Source organism: Streptomyces fodineus (assembly GCF_001735805.1).
GTDB classification, from domain to species: domain Bacteria; phylum Actinomycetota; class Actinomycetes; order Streptomycetales; family Streptomycetaceae; genus Streptomyces; species Streptomyces fodineus.
In genome coordinates this window covers 3,312,293-3,334,107 of record NZ_CP017248.1, presented here as the reverse complement: position 1 = coordinate 3,334,107, position 21,815 = coordinate 3,312,293, and the positions used below count along the sequence as shown (strand labels likewise).

At 71.1% G+C, this 21,815-nt stretch carries 18 protein-coding genes; 15 read left to right on the top strand and 3 right to left on the bottom strand.

All coding sequences use genetic code 11. From position 1 onward, the window contains the following. The first annotated feature begins 232 nt into the window (after window positions 1–232). Window positions 233–1,822 carry a phosphoglycerate dehydrogenase gene (serA, locus tag BFF78_RS13515; RefSeq protein ID WP_069778559.1) on the top strand — a complete coding sequence of 530 codons (1,590 nt, stop codon included), beginning with the start codon at window positions 233–235 and terminating at the stop codon, window positions 1,820–1,822. Between the two features lie 60 nt (window positions 1,823–1,882). Here the strand turns inward: serA and BFF78_RS13510 are convergent, their stop codons facing one another. Further along, window positions 1,883–3,418 (bottom strand): MFS transporter, encoded by a 1,536-nt coding sequence (locus BFF78_RS13510; protein ID WP_069778558.1) that lies wholly within the window; start codon window positions 3,416–3,418, stop codon window positions 1,883–1,885. 97 nt (window positions 3,419–3,515) lie between these two features. Here BFF78_RS13510 and BFF78_RS13505 point away from each other — a divergent pair, with 97 nt between their 5' ends. Next, window positions 3,516–4,106, top strand: a complete 591-nt coding sequence (locus BFF78_RS13505; protein WP_069783552.1) for a TetR/AcrR family transcriptional regulator — start codon at window positions 3,516–3,518, stop codon at window positions 4,104–4,106. Between the two features lie 13 nt (window positions 4,107–4,119). On the opposite strand, the gene BFF78_RS13500 is transcribed toward BFF78_RS13505, so the two are convergent. Beyond that, a complete protein-coding gene (locus tag BFF78_RS13500; protein ID WP_193433451.1) occupies window positions 4,120–5,514 on the bottom strand; it encodes a PucR family transcriptional regulator in 1,395 nt (464 codons plus the stop codon). A gap of 165 nt (window positions 5,515–5,679) precedes the next feature. Between BFF78_RS13500 and BFF78_RS13495 the strand changes: the two genes are divergently transcribed. From BFF78_RS13495 to BFF78_RS13475, 6 genes are all read left to right on the top strand, one after another. Next, a complete protein-coding gene (locus BFF78_RS13495; RefSeq protein WP_069778556.1) occupies window positions 5,680–6,606 on the top strand; it encodes a proline dehydrogenase family protein in 927 nt (308 codons plus the stop codon). A gap of 37 nt (window positions 6,607–6,643) precedes the next feature. Continuing rightward, window positions 6,644–8,275 (top strand): L-glutamate gamma-semialdehyde dehydrogenase, encoded by a 1,632-nt coding sequence (pruA, locus tag BFF78_RS13490; protein ID WP_069778555.1) that lies wholly within the window; start codon window positions 6,644–6,646, stop codon window positions 8,273–8,275. A gap of 629 nt (window positions 8,276–8,904) precedes the next feature. Continuing rightward, window positions 8,905–9,444 (top strand): GNAT family N-acetyltransferase, encoded by a 540-nt coding sequence (locus BFF78_RS13485; RefSeq protein WP_069783551.1) that lies wholly within the window; start codon window positions 8,905–8,907, stop codon window positions 9,442–9,444. A gap of 428 nt (window positions 9,445–9,872) precedes the next feature. Beyond that, window positions 9,873–10,004, top strand: a complete 132-nt coding sequence (locus tag BFF78_RS49340) for a hypothetical protein (RefSeq protein ID WP_099054859.1) — start codon at window positions 9,873–9,875, stop codon at window positions 10,002–10,004. A 97-nt stretch (window positions 10,005–10,101) separates the two neighbouring features. Further along, window positions 10,102–11,145: a 3-isopropylmalate dehydrogenase gene (locus tag BFF78_RS13480; RefSeq protein ID WP_069778554.1), complete on the top strand. Its 1,044-nt coding sequence runs from the start codon at window positions 10,102–10,104 to the stop codon at window positions 11,143–11,145. 247 nt (window positions 11,146–11,392) lie between these two features. Continuing rightward, window positions 11,393–12,481, top strand: coding sequence for a branched-chain amino acid aminotransferase (locus BFF78_RS13475; RefSeq protein ID WP_069778553.1), 1,089 nt, complete (start codon window positions 11,393–11,395; stop codon window positions 12,479–12,481). Here BFF78_RS13475 and BFF78_RS13470 read toward each other — a convergent pair. Next, window positions 12,478–13,950 (bottom strand): cytosine permease, encoded by a 1,473-nt coding sequence (locus BFF78_RS13470; RefSeq protein WP_069778552.1) that lies wholly within the window; start codon window positions 13,948–13,950, stop codon window positions 12,478–12,480. The two genes, BFF78_RS13475 and BFF78_RS13470, sit on opposite strands and share 4 nt — an antisense overlap. 145 nt (window positions 13,951–14,095) lie before the next feature. Between BFF78_RS13470 and ureA the strand changes: the two genes are divergently transcribed. The 7 genes from ureA to cimA all read left to right on the top strand — a co-directional run bounded on the left by ureA (window position 14,096) and on the right by cimA (window position 21,809). Further along, window positions 14,096–14,794, top strand: a complete 699-nt coding sequence (ureA, locus tag BFF78_RS13465; protein WP_069778551.1) for an urease subunit gamma — start codon at window positions 14,096–14,098, stop codon at window positions 14,792–14,794. Further along, the gene (locus tag BFF78_RS13460) at window positions 14,791–16,515 is read left to right on the top strand and encodes an urease subunit alpha (protein ID WP_069778550.1); all 1,725 of its coding nucleotides are present in this window, start codon (window positions 14,791–14,793) and stop codon (window positions 16,513–16,515) included. The genes ureA and BFF78_RS13460 overlap by 4 nt, the downstream gene beginning before the upstream one ends. Window positions 16,516–16,544: 29 nt before the next feature. Continuing rightward, on the top strand, window positions 16,545–17,588 hold the full coding sequence (locus BFF78_RS13455; RefSeq protein WP_069778549.1) for an agmatine deiminase family protein: 1,044 nt from the start codon (window positions 16,545–16,547) through the stop codon (window positions 17,586–17,588). A 26-nt stretch (window positions 17,589–17,614) separates the two neighbouring features. Next, window positions 17,615–17,953: a hypothetical protein gene (locus BFF78_RS13450; RefSeq protein ID WP_069778548.1), complete on the top strand. Its 339-nt coding sequence runs from the start codon at window positions 17,615–17,617 to the stop codon at window positions 17,951–17,953. After that, the gene (locus BFF78_RS13445; protein WP_069778547.1) at window positions 17,950–18,561 is read left to right on the top strand and encodes a TetR/AcrR family transcriptional regulator; all 612 of its coding nucleotides are present in this window, start codon (window positions 17,950–17,952) and stop codon (window positions 18,559–18,561) included. Before BFF78_RS13450 ends, BFF78_RS13445 begins: the two co-directional genes overlap by 4 nt. A 46-nt stretch (window positions 18,562–18,607) precedes the next feature. After that, the gene (locus BFF78_RS13440; protein ID WP_069783550.1) at window positions 18,608–19,909 is read left to right on the top strand and encodes an MFS transporter; all 1,302 of its coding nucleotides are present in this window, start codon (window positions 18,608–18,610) and stop codon (window positions 19,907–19,909) included. A gap of 289 nt (window positions 19,910–20,198) precedes the next feature. Further along, window positions 20,199–21,809, top strand: a complete 1,611-nt coding sequence (gene cimA / locus BFF78_RS13435; RefSeq protein ID WP_069778546.1) for a citramalate synthase — start codon at window positions 20,199–20,201, stop codon at window positions 21,807–21,809. Window positions 21,810–21,815 lie beyond the last annotated feature (6 nt).

Sequence of the window (21,815 nt, the reverse complement as noted above, 5' to 3'; positions counted from 1 at the left end):
ATGCTGCTCCGGCCCCCGTCGTCCATCCGGTACGAACCCTCCATACAAAATGGAGTTTCCCGTCCGGGTGATCCTTCCGTGGAGGCGCAATACGGCCGCCGACACGCCACTAGACTGCTGCACAACACGCGTCAGGCCCACAGCGTCGTGCGTCTTCCGCGGCTAGCCCCCCTCCTCCGCCTGCGGCCGTCGGGACGGCCGTCCGCATGCTCTGGACTTGTGAGGACCTCACGTGAGCTCGAAACCTGTCGTACTCATCGCTGAAGAGCTGTCGCCCGCGACCGTGGACGCACTCGGCCCGGACTTCGAGATCCGGCACACCAACGGAGCCGACCGAGCCGAACTGCTCCCCGCCATCGCCGACGTCGACGCGATCCTGATCCGTTCCGCCACGAAGGTCGACGCCGAGGCCATCGCCGCGGCGAAGAAGCTCAAGGTCGTCGCCCGCGCCGGCGTCGGCCTGGACAACGTCGACGTCTCCGCCGCCACCAAGGCCGGCGTGATGGTCGTCAACGCCCCGACCTCCAACATCGTGACCGCCGCCGAGCTGGCCTGCGGTCTGATCCTCGCCTCCGCCCGCAACATCCCGCAGGCCAACGCCGCGCTGAAGAACGGCGAGTGGAAGCGCAGCAAGTACACGGGCGTCGAGCTGGCCGAGAAGACCCTCGGTGTCGTCGGCCTCGGCCGCATCGGCGCCCTGGTCGCCCAGCGCATGTCCGCCTTCGGCATGAAGGTCGTCGCCTACGACCCCTACGTCCAGCCCGCCCGCGCCGCCCAGATGGGCGTGAAGGTGCTGTCCCTGGACGAGCTGCTCGAGGTCTCCGACTTCATCACCGTCCACCTGCCCAAGACCCCCGAGACCCTCGGCCTCATCGGCGACGAGGCGCTGCGCAAGGTCAAGCCGAGCGTGCGCATCGTCAACGCCGCGCGCGGCGGCATCGTCGACGAGGCGGCGCTGTACGCGGCGCTGAAGGAGGGCCGGGTCGCCGGCGCCGGCCTCGACGTGTACGCCAAGGAGCCGTGCACCGACTCCCCGCTGTTCGAGCTGGACCAGGTCGTCTGCACCCCGCACCTCGGCGCCTCCACCGACGAGGCCCAGGAGAAGGCGGGCATCGCGGTCGCCAAGTCGGTGCGCCTGGCGCTCGCCGGTGAGCTGGTGCCGGACGCGGTGAACGTCCAGGGCGGTGTCATCGCCGAGGACGTCAAGCCGGGGCTGCCGCTCGCCGAGCGTCTCGGCCGTATCTTCACCGCGCTCGCCGGTGAGGTCGCGCACCGCCTGGACGTCGAGGTCTACGGCGAGATCACCCAGCACGACGTGAAGGTCCTCGAGCTGTCCGCGCTCAAGGGCGTCTTCGAGGACGTCGTGGACGAGACGGTGAGTTACGTCAACGCGCCGCTGTTCGCGCAGGAGCGGGGCGTCGAGGTCCGGCTGACCACCAGCTCCGAGTCGGCCGAGCACCGCAACGTCGTCACCGTGCGCGGCACGCTCGCCGGCGGCGAGGAGGTGTCGGTCTCCGGCACGCTGGCCGGCCCGAAGCACGTCCAGAAGATCGTCGCGGTCGGTGACTTCGACGTCGACCTCGCGCTCGCCGACCACATGGTCGTGCTGCGCTACGAGGACCGTCCCGGTGTCGTCGGCACCGTCGGCCGCATCCTCGGCGAGGCGGGCATCAACATCGCCGGCATGCAGGTCGCTCGCGCGGCGGTGGGCGGCGAGGCGCTGGCGGTGCTGACCGTCGACGACACGGTGTCCTCCGGCGTGCTGGCCGAGGTGGCCTCGGAGATCGGTGCGACGTCCGCCCGCTCCGTGAACCTCGTCTGACACATCCGCAAACGCCGGACGGGCTGACGAAAGTCAGCCCGTCCGGCGTTTTCCTTTCCCCTAGTCGTCGCCGACCTCGATCTTCCGCAGGCTCACCGCCGCCCCCACCGCCGCGAGCGCCACCAGCACCGCCCCCGCGATCGCCGCGCCCTGCATCCCGCTGGTGAAGGCTTCGCGGGCCGTGGTCAGGAGGGACTCGCCGGTCCGGCCGGGCAGCCGGGCCGCCGTGGCGAGGGCGTCGCCCAGGGTCTGGCGGGCGGCGGCCGGGGCGGTGGCCGGCATGTCGTGGCGGTAGATCGCCGTACCGATGGAGCCGAGCACCGCCATGCCGAGGGCGCCGCCGAACTCGGCGCTGGTCTCCAGCAGGGAGGAGGCCGTACCCGCCCGCTCCATCGGGGCGCCGCTCATGGCCAGGTCGGTCAGCTGGGAGACGATCGCGACCATCCCGCAGGCGAGGACGCCGGCCCCGGCGAGCGCCGGCCACAGCGAGTCGGTGCCGACGAGGGCGAGCATCGAGTAACCGGCCGCCATGGCCGCGAAGCCGCCGGCGACGACGTATCCCCGTTTGACGCCCCGCTGTACGAGCTGTGCGGTGACCGGACCGGCGAAGCCGATGAACACCGAGGGCAGCAGGCTCCACAGGGCGGCCGCCAGCGGGCTCTTGCCGAGGACCGACTGCAGGTACTGCGTGGTGAAGATGGCCGAGCCCATCATGGCGAGGGCCGCGACGAGGTTCAGGACCAGCGCCGGGGTGAAGCCGTGGCCCTTCAGCAGGGCCGGTGGGACCAGCGGGGAGGCGCTGGTGCGCTGCCGGTGGACGAACAGGGCCGCGAAGAGCAGGCCGACGGCGATCGAGACGACGTAGAGCGGGTGCCAGCCCTCGGAGGGGATCTCCTTCAGGCCGTATATCACGGGGAGCACGGCGGCCATCGACAGCGGAACGCTCAGCCAGTCGAAACGCCCGGGGTTCGGGTCCCTGGACTCCGGCAGCAGCACCGGGCCGAGGAGCAGCAGCAGGGCCATCGCGGGCAGGTTGACCAGGAAGACCGAGCCCCACCAGAAGTGCTCGACCAGGATGCCGCTCATCACCGAGCCGAGCGCGATACCGCCGGTCATCACACCGGACCACAGGCCGATCGCCTTCGCCCGCTGGCCGGGGTCGGTGAACATCGTGCGCAGCAGCGCCATCGTGGACGGCATCAGGGTCGCGCCGCCGATGCCGAGGATCGCGCGGGCCGCGATGAGGGTCTCGGCGCTGTTCGCGTAGGCCGCGAGGAGCGAGGCTCCGCCGAAGGCGACGGCGCCCGTCAGGAGGAGCTTGCGGCGGCCGATGCGGTCGCCGAGGGAGCCCATCGTCATCAGCAGGCCGGCCAGGACGAAGCCGTAGACGTCGAAGATCCACAGCTGCTGGGTGCCGCTCGGGTGCAGGTCCGCGCTGATCGCGGGGGTCGCGAAGTACAGCACCGACACGTCCATCGAGACCAGCAGCAGCGGCAGCATCAGCACACCGAGAGCGGTCCATTCGCGTCGACCGGCGCGGGCGGGGGCGGCGCCGTCGGCGCCGACGGAGGCGGTTGTGCTCGTCGAGTTCGTCATGACAGCGACTGTACGGGCGTCTTAAACGATTGTCTAGAACGAATGTATAAGTCGTCTGTCTAGGACGCTCGTATGGATCGGCGGTAGGGTGGTGCGCATGGGACACCGTGAGGATCTGCTCGAAGGCGCCAAGCGCTGCCTGCTGGAGAAGGGGTTCCTGCGTACGACCGCGCGGGACATCGTCAAGGAGTCGGGGACCAACCTGGCGTCGATCGGCTACCACTACGGTTCGAAGGCCGAGTTGCTGGTGCAGGCCTACGTCTCGCTGATCGAGGGCGTGGGGGAGAGGTTCGACCCGGGGCTCGGCGGGCAGGTGACGCAGCCCCCGGGGTCGCTGGAGCGCTTCCAGGAGGTGTGGACGAGCATCATCCGGACCGTCCCCGAGTCACGGGCGATCTGGATGCTGAGCTTCGAGCTGATGTTCCAGGACGACCGGCTCGTGGAGGTGCGCAAGCTCCTGGCCGAGGCGCAGAAGGAGGGCCGCTCCGGGCTCGTGGCCATGTTCAGCGGTGTTCCGGAGGCCGAGCTCGACCAGGAGGCCGTGGACACCGAGGGCCGCCTCTATCTGACCCTCCTCAACGGCCTCATGGTCCAGTGGCTCTTCGACCCCGACTCGGCCACCACCGCCGGGCAGTTGACGGAGGGACTGCGGCGGATCATCGCATCGACGAGCGCGGGCGCCCGGTGAGGTGCCGCGCTTCTCAGCCTGGGGCCGCGGTGCCCAGCCGCGCCCGCTTCAGCGCCATGTGCAGCAGCAGCCGGTCCTCCCCGTCGTCCAGGTCCAGCCCTGTCAGCTGCTCCACCCGGGACAGGCGGTAATACAGGGTCTGCCGGTGGATGCCCAGCGCGGCGGCCGCGCGGCCGGCCTGGCCCGCGCAGTCCAGGTAGACCTCGGCGGTGTGGGCCAGTTCGCGGTGGGCGGGGGTGAGGAGCGGGCCGACGACGGGGTCGTGCGCGGCCTGGGGCGGCAGCGCCGTCAGGAACCGGTACGGTCCGATCCGCGCCCACTGGGCGACCGGTCCGAACCGCGGCTCGGCCAGTGCGGCCCGCGCGGCGGCCTGCGCCTCCTGCCAGACCGTGCCCAGATCGGCGAGCCCGGTGCGGGGATCGCCGACCCCGGCGGCGATCCCCGCACCGGCGCCTCCGGCGCCTCCGGCGGCCCCGGCCGCCCCCGTGAGTCCCGCCGCTGCCGCCGCTGCCGCCGCTGCCGCCCGCGCCCCGGCCCCGCGCGCCGTGTTACCCGGCGCCGCCACGCCTGCTCCCGTCCCGGCCCCGCGAGCCGTTCCTCCCGCCGCCCCGGCCCCCCGCGCCCCCTCGGCCTCCTTCAGCAGCCGTGTGGCCGCTGCCAGTGCCGGTGTGCCGACCTCCGTGGTGCGCAGCCGTACCAGCAGGGCGAGGCTCTGCGCCGACGCTCCCCACGGCAGCGTGCACAGCGCCGTGGCGTGGGGGATCGTACGGGCGGCGGGGGCGTCGTCCGGGTCGGCCGAGGGCCAGGGGGCGACACAGACAAGGGTGAGCGGGCCGTCCGCGCGGGAGCCGAGGGCGGTGCGGAGTTCGGCCACCGCCATGTCCCGCTGCCAGCCGCGCTCCGCGGTCAGCACCGCCCGCAGCTCCCGGCTCAGCCCGGCCCCGGCCTCCGCCTCGTCCGCGAGCAGCGCGCCGATCCGGCCGGCCACCTCCATCGCCGCGGCCAACTGCGCGTCCGTCGGCCCCGGATCGCCGTCCAGCAGCCAGACGTAGCCGAGGACGACACCCCGATGGCGTACGGGGAGACAGATCCGGCCACGGTAGACGCCCGCCTCGGGGCTCGGCGGGATCCGCACCGGGCCGGTCGCGCGGGTGATGCCGAAGCCCTCGAACCAGGACCGGACCGTCGCCGTGGAGCGCCGGGTCAGGATCGAACGGGTGCGCACCGGGTCCAGTGCGGAAGCGTCCAGCTCGTCGTCGCTGTCGTACGCGCCGAAGGCGATCAGCTCGAAGTCGCGGTTCTCCAGCGTCGCCGGGACCCCGAGCAGCTCCGAGATCTCGTCCACCAGCTCCTGGTAGTCACCCTTGAAAGCCTTGAAATCCGCCGCCACTCGGGCATTCTCCCTCATTTTCCGACGGCCTTCATACATCTGTCTGAGATCCGGGGCAGGGATGCGTGACAGCTGTCGATGGCTCACGATCGGAGAGATCCTTAGGTTTCACGGTGGTTCTCCGTGCCGTACCCGAATCGTCGGGTGACGGCCGTATTTGGTGCTTGTCTGTGGAGGTGCCCCGTGCTGGGTCCCGTGATTCTCGCCGCGTCGCGCAGCGACCGGATGCGACGCCTGATCTCGGCGGCCCCGGTGACCAAGCAGGTCGTCGACCGCTTCATCCCCGGCGAGACCGTGGCCGACATCGTGCCGATCATCAAGGACCTGACGGCCAAGGGCCTGGAGCTGACGATGGACGTCGTCGGCGAGGACATCACCACCCCGGAGCAGGCCACCGCCGCCCGGGACGCCTACCTGGCGCTGATCGAGCACCTCGAGCAGCTGGAGCTGGGCGAGCGGGTCGAGATGTCCGTCAAGCTGTCCATGTTCGGCCAGGCACTCGAAGGCGGCCACGAGCTCGCCCTCGCCAACGTCCGCCCGGTCGTCGAGGCCGCCGCGGCCATCGGTACGACCGTCACCCTGGACGCCGAGGACCACACCACCCTCGACTCGATGTTCGCCATCCACGAGGAGCTGCGGAAGGACTTCCCGCAGACCGGCTGCGTCATCCAGGCCTACCTCTTCCGCACCGAGGCCGACGCCCGCCGCCTCGCCGCCTCCGGCAGCCGCGTCCGCCTGGTGAAGGGCGCCTACAAGGAGCCCGCCGAGGTCGCCTACCAGCAGAAGCACGAGATAGACAAGGCGTACGTCCGTGTTCTGCGGATCCTGATGGAGGGTGAGGGGTACCCGATGATCGGGTCCCACGACCCGCGCCTGATCGCCATCGCCCAGGAGCTGGCCCACAAGGCCGGCCGCAAACTCGACGAGTACGAGTTCCAGATGCTGTACGGCATCCGCAGCGACGAGCACCTGCGGCTCGCCGCCGAGGGTCACCGCATGCGCGTCTACACCGCCTATGGCACGGACTGGTACGGCTACTTCATGCGCCGTCTGGCGGAGAAGCCGGCGAACCTGCGGTTCTTCCTCCGCTCGATGGTCAGCAAGGGCTGAACCGAACACCCGCTCAAGTCAAAGGAGTTACGGATCCATGGACGCTGTGACCCAGGTCCCCACCCCCGTCAACGAGCCGGTGCACGGCTACGCCCCCGGCTCTCCCGAGCGTGCCCGTCTGGAGGTCAAGCTCAAGGAGCTGGCCGAGAACCCGATCGAGCTGCCGATGACCATCGGCGGTGAGAAGCGGCTCGGCGGCGGCGAGAGCTTCCAGGTGGTCCAGCCGCACAACCACAAGGCCGTCATCGGCACCGGCCGGCACGCCACCCAGCAGGACGCGCAGGACGCCATCGACGCGGCCCTCGCCGCCGCGCCCGCCTGGCGCGCGATGTCCTTCGACGACCGCGCCGCGATCATCCTGCGCGCCGCCGAGCTGCTGGCCGGCCCCTGGCGCGAGACGATCGCCGCGTCCACCATGCTCGGCCAGTCCAAGACCGCCCAGCAGGCCGAGATCGACACCCCCTGCGAGCTGATCGACTTCTGGCGGTTCAACGTCCACTACGCCCGGCAGATCCTCGCCGAGCAGCCCCCGGCGAACTCCCCGGGTGTGTGGAACCGCCTGGACCACCGCCCGCTGGAGGGCTTCGTCTACGCGATCACGCCGTTCAACTTCAGCGCCATCGCGGGCAACCTGCCCACCGCGCCCGCGCTGATGGGCAACGTCGTCGTCTGGAAGCCGTCCCCGACGCAGACCCACGCCGCCGTGCTGCTCATGCAGCTGCTGGAGGAGGCCGGGCTGCCCAAGGGCGTCATCAACCTCGTCACCGGTGACGGCATCGAGGTCTCCAAGGTCGCGCTGGAGCACCGCGACCTCGCCGGCATCCACTTCACCGGCTCGACCAAGACCTTCCAGTACCTGTGGAAGACGGTCGGCAACAACATCGAGAAGTACCGCTCCTACCCGCGCCTGGTCGGCGAGACCGGCGGCAAGGACTTCCTGGTCGCCCACCCGAGCGCCGACCGTGCCGTTCTGAAGACCGCCCTGACCCGCGGTGCCTTCGAGTACCAGGGCCAGAAGTGCTCCGCGACCTCCCGGGCGTACATCCCGGCGTCGATCTGGAACAGCGGCTTCAAGGAGGAGTTCGCGGCCGAGGTCGACTACCTGACCATGGGTGACGTCACCGACCTGTCGAACTTCATGGGCGCCGTGATCGACGACCGTGCCTTCGCCAAGAACAAGGCCGCGATCGACCGTGCCAAGGAGGACCCGGCCTGCACGATCGTCGCGGGCGGCACCTACGACGACTCGGTCGGCTACTTCGTCCGCCCGACCGTCGTCGAGTGCTCCGACCCGGAGAACGAGGTCTTCCGCACCGAGTACTTCGGCCCGTTCCTCGCCGTGCACGTCTACGAGGACGACCAGTACGACGAGATGCTGACCCAGATGGAGTCGGTGTCCGACTACGCCCTCACCGGCTCGGTCGTCGCCAACGACCGCGCGGCGGCGGCGTACACGATGGAGAAGCTCCGCTACGCGGCGGGCAACTTCTACATCAACGACAAGTCGACCGGCGCCGTCGTCGGCCAGCAGCCCTTCGGCGGCGGCCGCTCCTCCGGCACCAACGACAAGGCCGGCGCCCCGCAGAACCTGCTGCGCTGGACCCTGACCCGCGCCATCAAGGAGACGCTGGTCCCGCCGACCGACTACACCTACCCGCACATGGGCTGATCAGCCCCCACGAACACGGGCCGGGAAGCCTGCCGCAGGAGCGGGCTTCCCGGCCCGTTGCCAATCCCCGTCCGCCGTCCCCGTCCGCCACACCGGGCCCATGACGGTGACGGCCGACGACGGCGTACGACTGTGGGCGCGACGATCGGGCGGGGAGGGCGATCCCCTCGTGCCGTGCCACGGCGGGCCGGGCCTGTGGGACATGTTCGGCGAGGTCGCCGAGCTGCCGGCCGGTGTCACCGCGGTCGTCCGCTGGGACCAGCGCGGCTGCGGCCGCTCCGAGCCGTGCGACGGCCCCTGGACGACCGAGCGCTTCGTGGCCGGCCTCGACGCCGCACGACGGCACTTCGGGCTCGACCGCATGGCCCTGCGAACGCCTCGACCGCTGGGAGGAGTTGAGCGACCGGCCGGACCGGGAGCGGGAGCGGGCCGTGCTCCAGTGGCCGGCCGAGTTCGAGGACCGCGAGCGCGCCCTGGAGCATGCCGAGCACATGGCCGATCCGTGGTTCGGGATCAACCACGCGTGCGGCAGGGCCCTGAACGACGCACGCGACCTGCGCCCCCGCACGGCCGTCGACTCCCTCGCCGGGTCCCTGCCCCACGCCCGCCGGGCGAGGGATAGTGGGGCCATGACCCTCCGACTGCGCCTCGCCCACACCGCCGATCTGGAACCGGCCGAACTCGACGCCGCCCGCGCCCTGTTGGACGAGGCCTTCGGCGGCGGATTCTCGGAGCAGGACTGGGAGCACGGGCTCGGCGGGATGCATGTGCTCCTGCAGGACCGGGCCGGGCTCGCCGCGCACGGGTCCGTCGTGATGCGGCGCATCCGGCACCGGGGGCGCTGGCTGCGCGCCGGATACGTCGAGGCCGTCGCCGTACGGCCGGACGCGCGGCGTACCGGGCTCGGTGGCCGGGTGATGGGGGAGCTGGAGCGGGTGATCGACCGGGCCTACGACCTCGGTGCGCTCTCGGCGAGCGAGGCGGGGGCCCCGCTGTACACCGCCCGGGGCTGGCAGCGGTGGGGCGGTCGGGTGCACGCCCTCTCGCCGGACGGGATCGTGCGGCTGCCCGAGGAGGAGGGGGACATGTATGTGCGGCCCGCGCTGGCCGGGCCGCTCGACCCCGCCGCGGAGCTCGTCCTCGACTGGCGCGACGGAGACATCGCCTGACGCTGCGTCGGCCTGCCGTCCCACGATCCGGTCGAACCCGTCGGCCGCCGGGGCCGTGCGGTAGTCGAAGGCCGCGCCGTAACCCATGTGCCGTGCGGGGACCGGGCGCCGCCGCCACCGCCGTACGGGCCCTGGTCCGCACCCTGCGGTCCCTCGGGCGGACCACCCCCCGGACGCACGAAGGCCCAGCTCAGGGCGGTGTGACACGAGTCGCCGTCTCAGATAGTAGGAAGTCCGAGTAATTGTGCAGACAGAACGTCGCCGCTCGCTTAGTTTTGTAGGAGCCGAACGTCTCGCTCGATCAAGCGAATGGCGGTCGTGAGCCGGGCCCGGTGCAGGCAACCCCTGCGGCCCTCGGCTCCCCGCCCCATCCGGCGTCTCGTAACCCCTCATTGCCGTGCTCCGTTGTGCCGAAGGAGTCGATTCCCATGGCCGAGACGACCGTCCGCCGCCGAGTCCGCCACGTGTCCCGTGCGAGCGAGTCCGACCGAAAGAACGCCGCCGCCGCCCTCCAGCGCGCCCTCGACCGCCGCGACAACGGCGGCGAGAGCGGCCACTGAGCCCCCGTCCGATGCCGTCCACGTCCACGTCGCCGCCCCGTCGTCCATATGGCGGACGGCTCGTGTCATCACCTGGGACGAGGAGTAGGGTGCCCGCATGTCTCGCAGCATCGATCTCGCAGTGATCCCCGGGGACGGCATCGGACAGGAAGTCGTGTCCGAGGGTCTCAAGGTCCTCTCCGCCGTCCTGCCGCAGGATGTGAAGCTGGAGACCAAGGAGTACGACTTCGGCGCCAGGCGCTACCACGCCACCGGTGAGACCCTCACCGACGCCGACCTCGACGCGCTCAAGCAGCACGACGCCATCCTGCTCGGCGCCATCGGCGACCCGTCGGTGCCCTCCGGCGTCCTGGAGCGCGGCTTCCTGCTCAAGCTCCGCTTCGCCTTCGACCACCATGTGAACCTGCGCCCGTCCAAGCTCCTCCCCGGTGTGGCCACCCCGCTCGCCGGCCAGCCGGAGATCGACTTCGTCGTCGTCCGCGAGGGCACCGAGGGCCCGTACACCGGCAACGGCGGCACGATCCGCAAGGGCACCGAGCACGAGGTCGCCACCGAGGTCTCGGTCAACACCGCCTTCGGTGTCGAGCGCGTGGTCCGCGACGCCTTCGCCCGCGCCCAGGCCCGCCCGCGCAAGAAGCTCACGCTGGTGCACAAGAACAACGTGCTGACCTTCGCCGGGCACCTGTGGACGAACATCTTCAACAAGGTGGCCCAGGAGTTCCCCGAGGTCAGCACCGACTACATCCACGTCGACGCGGCCACGATCTACCTGGTCACCGACCCGGCCCGGTTCGACGTGATCGTCACCGACAACCTCTTCGGCGACATCATCACCGACCTGGCCGCGGCCGTCTCCGGCGGCATCGGCGTGGCCGCGAGCGGGAACATCAACCCCTCCCGCGAGTTCCCCTCGATGTTCGAGCCGGTCCACGGTTCCGCGCCCGACATCGCCGGCCAGGGCAAGGCCGACCCCACCGCCACGGTCCTGTCCGTCGCCCTGCTGCTGCGCCACCTCGGCTACGACGGCGAGGCCGACCGCATCGACGCCGCGGTCACCGCGGACCTCACCGAGCGCGCCGCGCTGGGTGCCCGCAGCACCTCGCAGATCGGCGACGCGCTCGCCGCCCGAGTAGCCGGCTGACCCGGCGCTCCACCACGAGAAGCCGCCGGGTCGCACGAGCACCCGGCGGCTTTCGCATGTCCCCGCCGGGTGCCACCATCGACCCCTGGGCCGCTTTCACCCCCATTCCTTCCGCCGCAGCCTCCGGGCGATAATCGGACGCGGAGCCGCGGTATGAGGGAAAGCTCGGACGTCCTAACACTGGCGAGTCGCAGTGACGGGGCGTGAGCGCGGCCCGTCACGACAACCGGTGAAGGACACATCACTCATGACGACGCCCACGATCGAGCTCAAGCCCTCCGCCAGCCCCCTCGCCGCCGCCGAGCGCGAGGCCATCCTGGCCAACCCCGGGTTCGGCCGCCACTTCACCGACCACATGGTGACGATCAAGTGGACCGAGGGCCGGGGCTGGCACGACGGCCAGCTCGTTCCGTACGCGCCGATCCCCCTCGACCCCGCGACCAACGTCCTGCACTACGCCCAGGAGATCTTCGAGGGCCTGAAGGCCTACCGCCAGCCCGACGGCTCGGTGGCCCTCTTCCGCCCGGACCAGAACGCCAAGCGTTTCCAGCGCTCCGCCAAGCGGCTCGCCATGCCCGAGCTGCCGGTCGAGACGTTCGTCGAGGCCTGTGACGCCCTGGTCCGGCAGGACATGGACTGGGTGCCCGCGCACGGCGGCGAGGAGTCCCTCTACCTGCGCCCGTTCATGATCGCCACCGAGGTCGGTCTCGGCGTCAAGCCCGCCAACGAGTACCTGTTCATCGTGATCGCCTCCCCGGCCGGCGCGTACTTCCCGGGCGGTGTGCGGCCGGTGTCGATCTGGGTCTCCGAGGACCGCGTCCGCGCCGTCCCCGGCGGCATGGGCGACGCCAAGACCGGCGGCAACTACGCCGCCTCCCTGCTCGCCCAGGCCGAGGCCGCCGCCAAGGGCTGCGACCAGGTCTGCTACCTCGACGCGGTCGAGCACCGGTGGGTCGAGGAACTCGGCGGCATGAACCTGTACTTCGTGTACGGCAACAAGATCATCACGCCCACGCTGACCGGTTCCATCCTGGAGGGCGTCACCCGTGACTCCCTGCTGGCCGTCGCCCGGGACCTCGGCTACGAGTCCGAGGAGGGCCGCGTCTCGGTCGAGCAGTGGCAGCGCGACTCCGAGAACGGCACCCTCACCGAGGTCTTCGCCTGCGGCACCGCGGCCGTGATCACCCCGGTCGGCACGGTGAAGCGGGCCCGTGCCGAGTGGAAGCAGAGCGGTGGAGAGCCGGGTGAGGTGACCCTTCGGCTGCGCCAGGCCCTGCTCGACCTGCAGCGGGGTACCGCCGAGGACAAGCACGGCTGGATGTACAAGATCGGTTAGGGGCGCGGTTCGAAGTGCCGGGAGGGGGCGTCGGGCGTCCGCGTGGCCGTTGTGGCCGGTCGCGCGGTTCCCCGCGCCCCTTCGGGGCGCCGGCCGGCTGACGTCAGCAGCAGGTACGCCGCCCCGCCCACCGCCCCCGACAGCACGAAGCTGCAGTCCACCCCGCCGGTCAGGTGCAGCAGCGGGCCCTGGTACGACGGCAGGGACACGGCCAGCAGGCCGACGCCGGCGCCCAGTGCCCAGGAGACGGTCGCCCGGACGTTCCAGCCCGCCCGGTACCAGTAGATCCCGCCCCGCGAACGGCGGTTGAAGACCTGGAGGGCGTCCGCGTCGTACACCCCGCGGCAGCGGGCGAAGCCGATGAGGGTGATGACGGCCCACGGGGTGCCGATGGCGGTGAGCAGCAGGACGAAGGACGTCATGGCGGACTGCGCGTTCCAGGCGTAGTGGCCGATGAACACGCAGGCCGTGGCGACGACGGCGACCGTGTGGGTGGCGCGGGCACGCGAGGCCCTGGGCAGGATCGCGTCGAGGTCGAGGCCCATCGAGTACAGCATCAGACCGGCGTTGCCGACCGAACCCGCGGACGCGGACAGCAGCAGCGGGACCAGGTACCAGGTGGGGGAGGCGGTGACCAGCGGGCCCGCGTAGTCGGTGGCCGCGCGCGCCGCGTACGCCGTGAAGGTGCCGAAGAGCTGCGGCACCAGCAGACCGAGGACCAGGCCGAGCCAGGTGGCGTGCAGCACCCGGCGGCCGGAGTGCCGGGACGGCGAGATGTAGCGGGTGTAGTCGCCGAGCAGGGTGATGAAGGCGATGGGGCCGGAGAGCCCCGCGGCCACCGCCGCGAGGAGCCAGGTCGGCCAGAACGAGCCCAGCAGAAGGCCCCCTGCGCCGGGCAGCGCCGAGGTGGCGAACTGCGGGGCGTAGGCGAAGATCCCGAGGGCCAGCAGGGCGGTCATGCCGACGGCGAGGACCCGGGACATGGCGAGCAGCACCCGGTAGCCGTAGACCGCGCCCGCGACGGTGGCCGCGGCGAGCACCGCGTAGACGACGGCGTACGACGCCCCGTCCGCAGGCAGCCCGGACATCCGGCCCAGTACGCCGATCATCACGTCCCCGCCGATCCACACGGTCAGAGCGGTGTAGCCGAGGGCGAGCAGCAGGCCCACGATCGAGCCGACCAGCCGGCCCCGGACCCCGAACTGGGCGCCGGAGGACGTGGACAGGTTGGTCGCGGTGCTCAGCGAGACCAGGGCCAGCGGCGCCGTGAACAGGGCGCCGATCACCGTGCCCGCGACGATCGCGCTCACCGACGCCCACCAGCCGAGCCCGAAGGACGGCGGCAGCCAGCCGAAGATGATCACCCCGAGGCAGAGGTTGGAGCCGAGCAGGATCGAGGCGAGGTCGCGCGGACCACTGGTCCGCTCCTCGTCCGGGATGGTGTCGACTCCGCGCTGTTCTATCGGCATGGCCGGGTCTCCTTCGACTTACCGCCAGAGAGTTTGAGCGACGTTCAATGTCTGTGAAGCTTCGCCTCCAGTCAATGCTTCTGTTTCACGAATTCTGTGTTTAGAGTGTTGTTCTAATCTGGGGATGGCAAGGAGGTGCCGCGAGATGAGACTGACCCCCACGGAACGTGACCGGCTGCTGCTCTTCGGAGCCGCCGAGCTGGCCCGGGCCCGCCGGGCGCGCGGCCTCAGGCTGAACGTGCCGGAGGCGACCGCGCTGATCGCGGACACCGTCTGCGAGGCCGCGAGGGACGGCAAGCGGCTCGCCGAGGCCATCGAGGCGGCCCGGTCCGTGCTCGGCCCCAGGGACGTGCTGCCGGGGGTCGCCGACGTCGTCACCGAGGTGATGGTCGAGGCGGTCTTCGACGACGGCTCCCGGCTCGCGGTGGTGTCCGACCCCATCGGCACCGGCCTGGGGCAGGACGCTCCGGGTGCGCTGCTGCCGGGGCCCGAGCACGCCGAGCCGGAGCCGGTCGTACGGCTGCCGGTCACCAACACGGCGACCGTGCCGGTCTCCGTCACCTCCCACTTCCACTTCTTCGAGGCCAACCCGCGCCTCGACTTCGACCGCGCCGCCGCCTACGGCATGCGGCTCGCCGTACCCGCCGGATCCTCGGTCCGGTTCGGACCGGGCGAGAGCGAGGAGGTCGGGCTCGTGCCGATCGGCGGCGACCGCATCGCGATCGGCTTCGCGGGACTGGTCGACGGGCCGCTGGACGCGCCCGGAGCGAAGGAGGAGGCCCTGCGCCGGGCCGCCGCGTGCGGATACCTGGGAGCGACGAGGAACGGAGGCAGGCAGCGATGAGCCGCTCGAAGGGACGAGAGGTGAGCCGGGCGATCCACATCGACCCGCACGCCTACGCCGCGACCCACGGCCCCCGCGCCGGCGACCGCATCCGCCTCGGCGACTCCGGGCTCACGATCCGGGTGGAGTCCGACTCCCAGCGCTACGGCGACGAGTTCCTGGCCGGTTTCGGCAAGACCGCCCGCGACGGACTGCACCTCAAGGCAGCCGCCGTGCGCGAGACCTGTGACGTCGTCATCAGCAACGTCGTCGTGATCGACCCGGTGCAGGGCATCCGCAAGGTGTCCATCGGCATCCGCGAAGGCCGGATCTGCGCCATCGGACGCGCCGGGAATCCCGACACCCTCGACGGCGTCGATGTCGTCGTCGGCACGGGCACCTCGATCGTCTCCGGCGAGGGGCTGATCGCCACCGCCGGGGCCGTGGACACCCACGTCCATCTGCTGTCGCCGCGCATCATGGAGGCCTCCCTCGCCTCCGGCGTGACCACGGTCATCGGGCAGGAGTTCGGCCCGGTGTGGGGCGTCGGCGTCAACTCCCCCTGGGCCCTCAAGCACGCCTTCAACGCCTTCGACGCCTGGCCGGTCAACATCGGCTTCCTGGGCCGGGGTTCGTCCTCCCACGAGGCGCCGCTGATCGAGGCGCTGGCCGAGGGCGGGGCGAGCGGCTTCAAGGTGCACGAGGACATGGGCGCCCACACCCGCGCCCTGGACACCGCCCTGCGCGTCGCCGAGGAACACGACGTCCAGGTGGCCCTGCACAGCGACGGCCTGAACGAGTGCCTGTCGGTGGAGGACACCCTGAAGGTGCTTCAGGGCCGCACCATCCACGCCTTCCACATCGAGGGCTGCGGCGGCGGACACGTGCCCAACGTGCTGAAGATGGCCGGTGTCCCGAACGTCATCGGGTCCTCCACCAACCCCACCCTGCCCTTCGGCCGGGACGCGGTCGCCGAGCACTACGGCATGATCGTCTCCGTCCACGACCTCAAGCCCGACCTGCCCGGCGACGCCGCCATGGCCCGCGACCGCATCCGGGCCGGCACGATGGGCGCCGAGGACGTGCTGCACGACCTGGGCGCGATCGGCATCACCTCCTCCGACGCCCAGGGCATGGGCCGCGCCGGCGAGACCGTCCGCCGTACGTTCGCCATGGCCGGCAAGATGAAGGCCGAGCTGGGCCCCCTGGAGGGCGACGGCGAGGGCGACGACAACGCCCGCGTCCTGCGCTACATGGCCAAGCTGACCATCAACCCGGCCATCGCCCACGGCCTCTCCCACGAGGTCGGCTCGATCGAGACCGGCAAGCTCGCCGACATCGTGCTGTGGCGCCCGGAGTACTTCGGGGCCAAGCCGCAGCTCGTCCTCAAGGCAGGCTTCCCGGCGTACGGCGTGGTCGGCGACCCCAACGCGGCCACCGACACCTGCGAACCCCTCGTGCTGGGCCCGCAGTTCGGCTCGTACGGCGCCACCGCCGCCGACCTCTCCGTCGCGTTCGTCGCCCAGGCCGCCGTGGACCAGGGGAGCGACACGATGCCCACCCGCCGCCGCCGGGTCGCCGTGCGCGGCACCCGGGGCATCGGCCCGGCCGACCTGCGGCTGAACGCCCGGATCGGCGCGGTCGACGTCGACCGGCGCACCGGCCTGGTCACCCTCGACGGCGACCCGCTGCGCTCCGAGCCCGCCGAGACCGTCTCCCTCAACCGCCTCTACTTCCTCTGACCCCCTGACACAAGAACCCGGGAATTCATATGACCACCCCCGCCGCCGACGGCTTCCGTATGCCCGCCGAGTGGACCCCGCACGAGCGCACCTGGATGGCGTGGCCGGGCCCCAACCCCACCTTCGACGACCCGGACGACCTCGCCGCCTCCCGCGTCGCCTGGGCGAGAGTGGCCCGCGCGATCCGCCGCTTCGAGCCGGTGACGGTCCTGTGCGGTCCCGGCCAGTCGGCGCAGGCGCAGGCCCTGCTCGGCCCCGGCATCGACACCGTCGAGCGGGACCTGGACGACGCCTGGATGCGGGACATCGGTCCCACCTTCCTGACCGACGGCCAGGGTGAACTGGCCGCCGTGGACTGGACGTTCAACGGCTGGGGTGCCCAGGACTGGGCCCGCTGGGAGCACGACGCCAAGATCGCCGCGTATGTCTGCGACCTCGCGGGCGCGAAGACGTACGCCTCGAAGCTGGTCAACGAGGGCGGCGCCATCCACGTCGACGGCGAGGGCACCGTGCTGCTCACCGAGACCGTGCAGCTCGGCCCCGAGCGCAACCCGCACTGGTCGAAGGCGGAGGTCGAGGCCGAGATCCACGCCCACCTCGGCACACAGAAGGCGATCTGGCTGCCGCGCGGCCTCACCGGCGACTATCCGCCCCACGGCTTCGGCACCCTCGGCCACGTCGACATCGTGGCCGCCTTCGCCCGGCCGGGCGTCGTGGTGGCGCACTCCCAGCCGGACCCGGCCCACCCCGACCACGAGGTCACCAAGGAGGTCATCGGCATCCTGCGCTCCCAGACGGACGCCCGGGGCCGCGCCCTGGAGGTCGTGGAGGTGCCCGCGCCGACCGTCCTGGAGGCCGACGGCCACTGGGCCGACTACTCCTACATCAACCACTACCTCTGCAACGGCGGCCTGGTGCTGTGCGGCTTCGACGACCCGCGTGACGAGATCGCCGCCGGGATCTTCCGCCGCCTCTTCCCCGAGCGGACGGTGACCCTGGTGGACGCGCGTCCGATCTTCGCGGGCGGGGGCGGCATCCACTGCATCACCCAGCAGCAGCCGAAGGTCCGGTGACACCCGCGTTCAGGTAGAACATACGCGTGGATGTACTGCTGTGTGCCGCGTGCGGCCACCGACCGACCGACCCGGTCCGGCTCCTCGCCGAGATCCCCGAGCCCTGCGGATGGGACGGCCTGGCCGGATCCGCCGGACTGCGCCGGCCTGCGGCATCGATGCCGCGGGGCACCTACGCCGTCGACCCCTTGCCGCATGCCCATCCCGACGTCATGCGAGGCATAGGCTGCTGTGGTCCCGACGGGGAGCACGGCGTCAACCGGGTGCGCGTGTGCGGTGCGCAGGCGGCGATCGCGGCCGCGGACTGCACCAGCGAGTACGCGACCCGGTTCGTCCCCGACGCCGTACGAAGGGTCCCGGCATGACCGAGCCCCCCTCCCCCCGCCGCCGTACCCCCGCCCCGCCCCGCGAGGACGTTCTCGCCGCCGCCATGGACATGATCGCCGAGCGCGGTCTGGAGAAGCTCACCATGGCGGCGCTCGGCCGCGAGGTGGGGATGAGCAGCGGCCATCTCCTCTACTACTTCCGCTCCAAGGACGAGCTGCTGCTGCAGACCCTGGAGTGGAGCGAGGGCCGGCTCGGCGCGGAGCGGGGCCGGCTGCTCGCCGGCCCCGGGAGCGCGCGGGAGAGGCTGTCCGCCTACGTCGACCTGTACGTCCCCGAGGGCCACCGCGATCCGCACTGGACGCTGTGGCTGGAGGTGTGGAACCGCTCGCAGAACGCCGACGACGAGGCCCGCCTCCGGCAGGCCGCCATCGAGAGCGCGTGGCATCGCGACCTGGTCGCGCTGATCGCCGAGGGCATCTCCCGCGGGGAGTTCCGGCGGGTGGACGCCGATCGCTTCGCCGCGCGGTTGCGCGCGCTGCTCGACGGGTTCTCCATTCACGTCGCCATCGGGTTGCGCGGTACCGATCGTGAACAAGTCCTGGCGCATGTACGGGAGTTCGTCGAGGATGCGCTCGTAGTCTCCTAGCCGGGCGAAGGAATCGTCCACTGCGCCGCCGGGCATGTACCGCCGCATGGGACGACAACACTGGAAGAAGATCTGGGTCGGTTCGGCGGGGAACATGGTCGAGTGGTTCGACTGGTTCGTGTACGCGAGCTTCGCCACCTACTTCGCCGGCGCGTTCTTCCCGAGCGGGAACCCCACCGCCCAGCTCATGAGCACCGCCGGCATCTTCGCCGTCGGCTTCTTCATGCGCCCCGTGGGCGGCTGGCTGCTGGGCCGGGTCGGCGACCGCAAGGGCCGTAAGGCGGCGCTGACGCTGACCGTCACGCTGATGTCGGCCTCGGCGGTCCTCATCGCCGTCGCCCCGACCTACGCGGTCGCCGGCTACGGCGGCGCTCTCGTACTGCTCGTCGCCCGGCTGCTGCAGGGACTGTCGGTGGGCGGCGAGTACGCGGCCAGCGCCACCTATCTGACGGAGGCCTCGGACCCCAAGAAGCGCGGGTTCGCCTCCAGCTTCCAGTACGTCTCCATGACCGCCGGCCAGATCGCCGGCCTCGGCCTGCAGATCATCCTGCAACGGACCATGTCCGACGGCGCGCTGCACAGCTACGGCTGGCGCATCCCGTTCGTCGTCGGTGCGCTCGGCGCCGCCGTCATCTTCTATCTGCGGCGCAGCATGCCGGAGAGCGAGGTGTACGAGGAGGACGACTCGCACGCCGGGCAGCGCGGCACCCTGCGCGCCCTGTGGCAGCACAGGCGGGAGGCGTTCCTGGTCGTCGCCCTCACCATGGGCGGCACGGTCGCGTACTACACGTACACCACCTATCTGACCAAGTACCTCTCCAACTCGGCGGGCCTGTCCAAGCAGACGGCGACCCTCGTCTCCTTCACCGCGCTGATCGTCTTCGCCGCGCTCCAGCCGCTCGCCGGCGCCCTCTCCGACCGCATCGGCCGCCGCCCGCTGCTGATCACCTTCGCGGTCGGCTCCACCTTCCTCACCGTGCCGATCATGACCCTGCTCAAGCACGCCGACGGCTACTGGCCGGCCCTCGGACTCGCCCTGCTCGCGCTGGTCGTCGTCACCGGATACACCTCGATCAACGCCTGTGTGAAGGCCGAGCTGTTCCCGACCGGCGTGCGCGCCCTCGGTGTGGCCCTGCCGTACGCCATCGGCAACGCCCTCTTCGGCGGCACCGCGGAATACATCGCGCTGTGGTTCAAGAAGGCCGGGATCGAGTCCGGCTTCTACTGGTACGTGGCGGGCTGTGCCGCCGTTTCCCTGGTGGTGTACGTCACCATGCGGGAGACGAAGGACCTGGACCTGGCCCGGGTGAGGGACCGTACGAATTCCAGTGTGACGACCGCATCCTGAGACGGGCGGCGAGCCGGGGGCAGGGTTGTGCCAGACTTCCCCCGTGCTCTCGTTCGCCATGATTATGGGCAGCAGGCGCGCCGGTCCGCAGTGACCACCTCGTACGACCAGGTGCGGGTGGCCATCGTCGTCCTCGACCCGCGCGCAGACCTCTCGCACCCGCGAGGGGTTTTTTCGTTTTCCGGCCCACCTTCAGCCGGGAGAGCGACAGCGCGAGGGACCATTGGGGGGACGGTGGAGCCGGTCATTCCGGTAAGACCGAAGATTCACAATCAGGAGCCTTGAGACCATGACCGAGACGGCAACCAGCGAGCTCGACGACTCGTTCCACGTCTTCGACACCACGCTGCGCGACGGCGCGCAGCGCGAGGGCATCAACCTCACCGTCGCGGACAAGCTCGCCATCGCACGGCACCTGGACGACTTCGGCGTCGGCTTCATCGAGGGCGGCTGGCCGGGTGCGAACCCCCGTGACACCGAGTTCTTCGCCCGTGCGCAGGCGGAGATCGACTTCAAACACGCCCAGCTGGTCGCCTTCGGCGCCACCCGCCGGGCCGGTGCCAGGGCCGCCGAGGACCCCCAGGTCAGGGCCCTGCTGGAGTCCGGTGCCCCGGTGATCACCCTGGTCGCCAAGTCGCACGACCGGCATGTGGAACTGGCGCTGCGCACCACGCTGGACGAGAACCTGGAGATGGTCCGCGACACGGTGTCGTACCTGCGCGAGCAGGGCCGCCGGGTCTTCGTGGACTGCGAGCACTTCTTCGACGGCTACCGCGCCAATCCCGAGTACGCCAAGGCGGTCGTCCGTTCGGCGGCGGAGGCCGGCGCCGATGTCGTGATCCTCTGCGACACCAACGGCGGCATGCTCCCCGCCCAGATCCACGCGGTCGTCGCCACGGTCCTCGCCGACACCGGTGCCCGGCTCGGCATCCACGCCCAGGACGACACCGGCTGCGCGGTCGCCAACACGCTCGCCGCCGTCGACGCGGGCGCGACCCACGTGCAGTGCACCGCGAACGGCTACGGCGAGCGCGTCGGCAACGCCAACCTCTTCCCGGTCGTCGCCGCCCTGGAGCTGAAGTACGGCAAGAAGGTGCTGCCCGACGGCAAGCTCCGCGAGACCACCCGGATCTCGCACGCCATCGCCGAGGTGGTCAACCTGACCCCCTCCACCCACCAGCCGTACGTGGGCGTCTCCGCCTTCGCGCACAAGGCCGGCCTGCACGCCTCCGCGATCAAGGTCGACCCGGACCTGTACCAGCACATCGACCCCGAGCAGGTCGGCAACACCATGCGGATGCTGGTCTCCGACATGGCGGGCCGCGCCTCCATCGAGCTCAAGGGCAAGGAGCTCGGCGTCGACCTCGGCGGTGACCGGGAGCTGGTCGGCCGGGTGGTCGAGCGGGTGAAGGAGCGCGAGCTCAAGGGCTACACGTACGAGGCGGCGGACGCCAGCTTCGAGCTGCTGCTGCGGGCCGAGGTCGAGGGCCGCCCGCTGAAGTACTTCGACGTGGAGTCCTGGCGGGCCATCGTCGAGGACCGCCCCGACGGCACCCACGCCAACGAGGCCACGGTGAAGCTGTGGGCCAAGAGCGAGCGGATCGTCGCCACGGCCGAGGGCAACGGCCCGGTCAACGCCCTCGACCGCGCGCTGCGCGTGGCCCTGGAGAAGATCTACCCGCAGCTCGCCAAGCTGGAGCTGGTCGACTACAAGGTCCGCATCCTGGAGGGCAAGCACGGCACCTCCTCCACGACCCGCGTGCTGATCTCCACCTCCGACGGCGCCGGCGAGTGGTCCACGGTCGGCGTCGCGGAGAACGTCATCGCCGCCTCCTGGCAGGCCCTGGAGGACGCGTACGCCTACGGGCTGCTGCGGGCGGGCGTGGAACCGGCGCAGTAGCCACAG

Bases quoted from the DNA above. Each gene is read 5' to 3' on its own strand.
- BFF78_RS13485 (WP_069783551.1), top strand. From the start codon at position 8,905: ATGACCCTCCGACTGCGCCTCGCCCACACCGCCGATCTGGAACCGGCC.
- cimA (WP_069778546.1), top strand. From the start codon at position 20,199: ATGACCGAGACGGCAACCAGCGAGCTCGACGACTCGTTCCACGTCTTC.
- BFF78_RS13445 (WP_069778547.1), top strand. From the start codon at position 17,950: ATGACCGAGCCCCCCTCCCCCCGCCGCCGTACCCCCGCCCCGCCCCGC.
- BFF78_RS13510 (WP_069778558.1), bottom strand. From the start codon at position 3,418: ATGACGAACTCGACGAGCACAACCGCCTCCGTCGGCGCCGACGGCGCC.
- BFF78_RS13505 (WP_069783552.1), top strand. From the start codon at position 3,516: ATGGGACACCGTGAGGATCTGCTCGAAGGCGCCAAGCGCTGCCTGCTG.
- BFF78_RS13500 (WP_193433451.1), bottom strand. From the start codon at position 5,514: ATGAGGGAGAATGCCCGAGTGGCGGCGGATTTCAAGGCTTTCAAGGGT.
- BFF78_RS13440 (WP_069783550.1), top strand. From the start codon at position 18,608: ATGGGACGACAACACTGGAAGAAGATCTGGGTCGGTTCGGCGGGGAAC.
- BFF78_RS13475 (WP_069778553.1), top strand. From the start codon at position 11,393: ATGACGACGCCCACGATCGAGCTCAAGCCCTCCGCCAGCCCCCTCGCC.
- pruA (WP_069778555.1), top strand. From the start codon at position 6,644: ATGGACGCTGTGACCCAGGTCCCCACCCCCGTCAACGAGCCGGTGCAC.
- BFF78_RS13460 (WP_069778550.1), top strand. From the start codon at position 14,791: ATGAGCCGCTCGAAGGGACGAGAGGTGAGCCGGGCGATCCACATCGAC.
- BFF78_RS13455 (WP_069778549.1), top strand. From the start codon at position 16,545: ATGACCACCCCCGCCGCCGACGGCTTCCGTATGCCCGCCGAGTGGACC.
- BFF78_RS49340 (WP_099054859.1), top strand. From the start codon at position 9,873: ATGGCCGAGACGACCGTCCGCCGCCGAGTCCGCCACGTGTCCCGTGCG.
- BFF78_RS13480 (WP_069778554.1), top strand. From the start codon at position 10,102: ATGTCTCGCAGCATCGATCTCGCAGTGATCCCCGGGGACGGCATCGGA.
- BFF78_RS13470 (WP_069778552.1), bottom strand. From the start codon at position 13,950: ATGCCGATAGAACAGCGCGGAGTCGACACCATCCCGGACGAGGAGCGG.
- ureA (WP_069778551.1), top strand. From the start codon at position 14,096: ATGAGACTGACCCCCACGGAACGTGACCGGCTGCTGCTCTTCGGAGCC.